This window comes from Phormidium pseudopriestleyi FRX01 (genome assembly GCF_017313335.1).
Classification (GTDB): Bacteria; Cyanobacteriota; Cyanobacteriia; order Cyanobacteriales; family Laspinemataceae; genus Laspinema; species Laspinema pseudopriestleyi.
The window spans coordinates 1-3001 of the sequence record NZ_JAFLQW010000168.1; the positions used below are offsets into that span (position 1 = coordinate 1).

General features: G+C 46.4%; 4 protein-coding genes. 1 reads left to right on the forward strand and 3 read right to left on the reverse strand.

What is annotated here, in order from left to right:
- Positions 1–684, forward strand: a 684-nt coding sequence (locus J0895_RS06215; protein ID WP_207087243.1) for a trypsin-like peptidase domain-containing protein, incomplete at its 5' end; no start/stop codon positions are given.
- Here the strand turns inward: J0895_RS06215 and J0895_RS06220 are convergent.
- The 3 genes from J0895_RS06220 to J0895_RS06230 all read right to left on the reverse strand — a co-directional run.
- Positions 674–874 carry a hypothetical protein gene (locus J0895_RS06220; protein ID WP_207087244.1) on the reverse strand — a complete coding sequence of 67 codons (201 nt, stop codon included), beginning with the start codon at positions 872–874 and terminating at the stop codon, positions 674–676. The genes J0895_RS06215 and J0895_RS06220 overlap by 11 nt on opposite strands.
- Positions 874–1746 carry a GGDEF domain-containing protein gene (locus J0895_RS06225; RefSeq protein WP_207087245.1) on the reverse strand — a complete coding sequence of 291 codons (873 nt, stop codon included), beginning with the start codon at positions 1744–1746 and terminating at the stop codon, positions 874–876. The genes J0895_RS06220 and J0895_RS06225 overlap by 1 nt, the downstream gene beginning before the upstream one ends.
- Positions 1747–2248: 502 nt before the next feature.
- Positions 2249–3001: sensor histidine kinase (locus J0895_RS06230; protein ID WP_207087246.1), on the reverse strand; the 753-nt coding region annotated here is incomplete at its 5' end.

Sequence of the window (3001 nt, forward strand, 5' to 3'; positions counted from 1 at the left end):
AACGATTTGCCGACGGCGGTTGTGGGAGACTCGGAGCAATTGCAACCGGGAGAATGGGCGATCGCGATCGGCAATCCCCTCGGGTTGGATAATACCGTTACCGTGGGCATTATTAGCGGAACTGGGCGATCGGCTTCTCAAATTGGGGTCCCAGATAAGCGGGTGAATTTCATTCAAACCGATGCGGCGATTAATCCGGGTAACTCAGGCGGTCCTTTGCTCAATCAGCGCGGTGAAGTGATTGGCATGAATACCGCGATTATTCAAGGTGCTCAAGGATTAGGATTTGCGATTCCCATTAATCGCGCTCAAGATATTGCTCAACAATTGATTGCTAACGGAGAAGTTCAACATCCGTATCTGGGTATTCAAATGGTGCAGTTGACTCCAGAACTGAAAAATGAAATTAACAATAATCCCAATGCCGGGTTAACGGTTACCGAAGACCGAGGGATTTTAATTGCCCGAGTCATGCCGGATTCTCCTGCTATTCGCAGTGGAATCCGTGCCGGTGATGTGATTGTTTCAATTAATGGAGTCCAAATGGCGGATGCCAATGCTGTACAACAGCAAGTGGAACGGACTCGCATTGGGGACGAATTGCAAATGCAAGTGATTCGCAATGGTCAACCGATGACCTTGGCGTTACAACCGGGTGCTTTCCCTTCCCAAGCTAGTAATTAATTAGCTCTAAATCCCAATCATTTTTTTCTGGCTCTGTTGTGGAACTGTTAACAAGACTTCCCAACTGAGCCAATTTTTTTTGGGCTTGATGTTTATATTGCAGTTGTTTTAACCAAAAGTTGAATATTAAATTTAAAGAACGGCGATCGCAGGTTAAGAGAGCTAGAGAAACGGTTGAGAACACGCTCATTAACCTGCTGCCGTAACGACGCGATCGCGTCCTTGGGACTTGCCCTGATATAAAGCTGCATCTGCTGCTTGCATGAGGTTGTTTCCACTTAACCCATGTTGAGGAAAAACAGCCACGCCAACTGAAATACTTACCCTAGGAAGGTCTTGATCTAAATAGGTCAATTTTAAACGTTTAACCTGTTTGCGTAGATGCTCCGCTTGTTGCTGAGTCTTCTCTAAAGACGCTTCGGGTAAAATGACCATAAATTCCTCTCCCCCATATCGACAAGCAATATCAAGAGCACCACTTTCAGTTTTGAGTAGCCATCCGAATTCCTGTAAGACTACATCCCCCGCCTCATGTCCGTAGGTATCGTTGAATCTCTTAAAATGGTCAACATCCAGCATGATCAAACCCAGCGATCGCTCGGTCAGTTGAGCACGACATAGTTCCCGTTCTAAAGATTTGGCTAAATACCGGCGGTTAAATAAACCCGTTAATGGATCGCGAATAGACTGTTCATGCAATAACTCTTCCATGAGGTCGGAATGCTCGACGATGGTGTCGAGCATGATTTCTAGGTCCGCCTTTTCTCGAAGCAGGTTCGTCACCAGAAACTGGTAGGTGGATTCAGTTTGCTGGCGATCGCGCTGTTCGGCTTCCAATTTTTGCATCAACTCCGAAACCAAAGCACTCAGGGTCTGGTTATGGAGCATCAAAGTCTTTTGGGTACAGAGCAGTTTGGCCTTTTCCTGCTTAAATTTATCAAGTTTCAGGCGCAGTCTTTCCACCTCCAAAAGTAGAGAGGTGTTGGGTTCTGGCTCATCTTCATCGGCTTGATAAAATTTGGTCTTGACACAAGTCATGTTTCTCGATGGCTCAATTGTCATGACGGGGTACTCCTTTAAACTTTACTATTATATCTCGACTATAAATCCAGTGTCATCCCTTTGACAGATGCAACTTTTTAAAAAATAAGGTGAGGATTTTATTTCTGTACGCCTGATTCCCAATTCCGTCCTTTAGAAAAATCATATAGCTTTTCCTAAATGATTTATGCCCTCTCCTGCTCCCCTTTCCTTGTAGGAGAGGGGTTGGGGGAGAGGTCTTCTTCCACAACTGCTGCAAGGACTGCTATAGCTAGGGTAGCCATCAGCCGTTGATATATTTTGGACAGCTTTATTAGGGATTTCATGAATTTTTAGCAAAAGTTGATAAAGCATCTGATAATTTCCCGGTTTTAAACCCCTCAACTTCGGTTTAAAAACTTCCTTGATCATCATGGACTGCTGTGATGACGCAACCCACAGCAGTCGGTGATTTTTACTCCAGAGTTGGCCGAGTTGATCAGAAGTAATTCAGCAGATTATTTAGAAAATGTACCCCCGGGACTTAGACCAAAGGAAGAGACAACTGAAACCGGCTGCCTTTTCCCACTTCACTTTCAACCTGAATTTGACCCCCTTGGAGTTCCACTAACCGCCGAGAAATGGCTAATCCGATGCCGGTGCCATTGCTGCCACTGGACCCGCGCCAGAAGCGATCGAACACATGAGGCAGATCAGTCGGGGGGATACCGGACCCGGTATCAATCACAGCAATCCACAGATAACCCGTACTGGTCCAGGTTCGCAGACAAATCGAACCCCGCGCCGTATGACGAAAGGCATTCCCCAGAAGATTGACGAGCACTTGTTCTAAGCGATCGGGGTCCGCCATCACTGCCGGGAGTTGAGGAGGACAGTCTAATTGCAACACCAGGTTTTCTTCCAGAATCCAATCGGAAAACCGTTCAATTAAGGTTTCCAATAGAGGACGCACATTCATCCGCTGCAAATCAATCGGCAAATAACCCGCTTCGGCTTTGGAGAGTTCCTGCAAGTCATTGACTAACCTTTCCAGACGCCGAGTTTCTTTGGCAAGACGGTGATAAATATCGGGATTCGGTGGTAGAGTGCCATCTTCAAGTTGTTCCAAATTGCCGCGAATAATGGTTAAGGGGGTTCGCAGTTCGTGAGTCAAATCACTAATCAGTTCCCGGCGTCGGTGCTCCACATTTTCGATACTGGCTGCCATGCGATTAAAACTGTTACTGAGGCGATTGAGTTCGGGAATTTCACTCGCAGGCATTCGCTGATGGAGTTC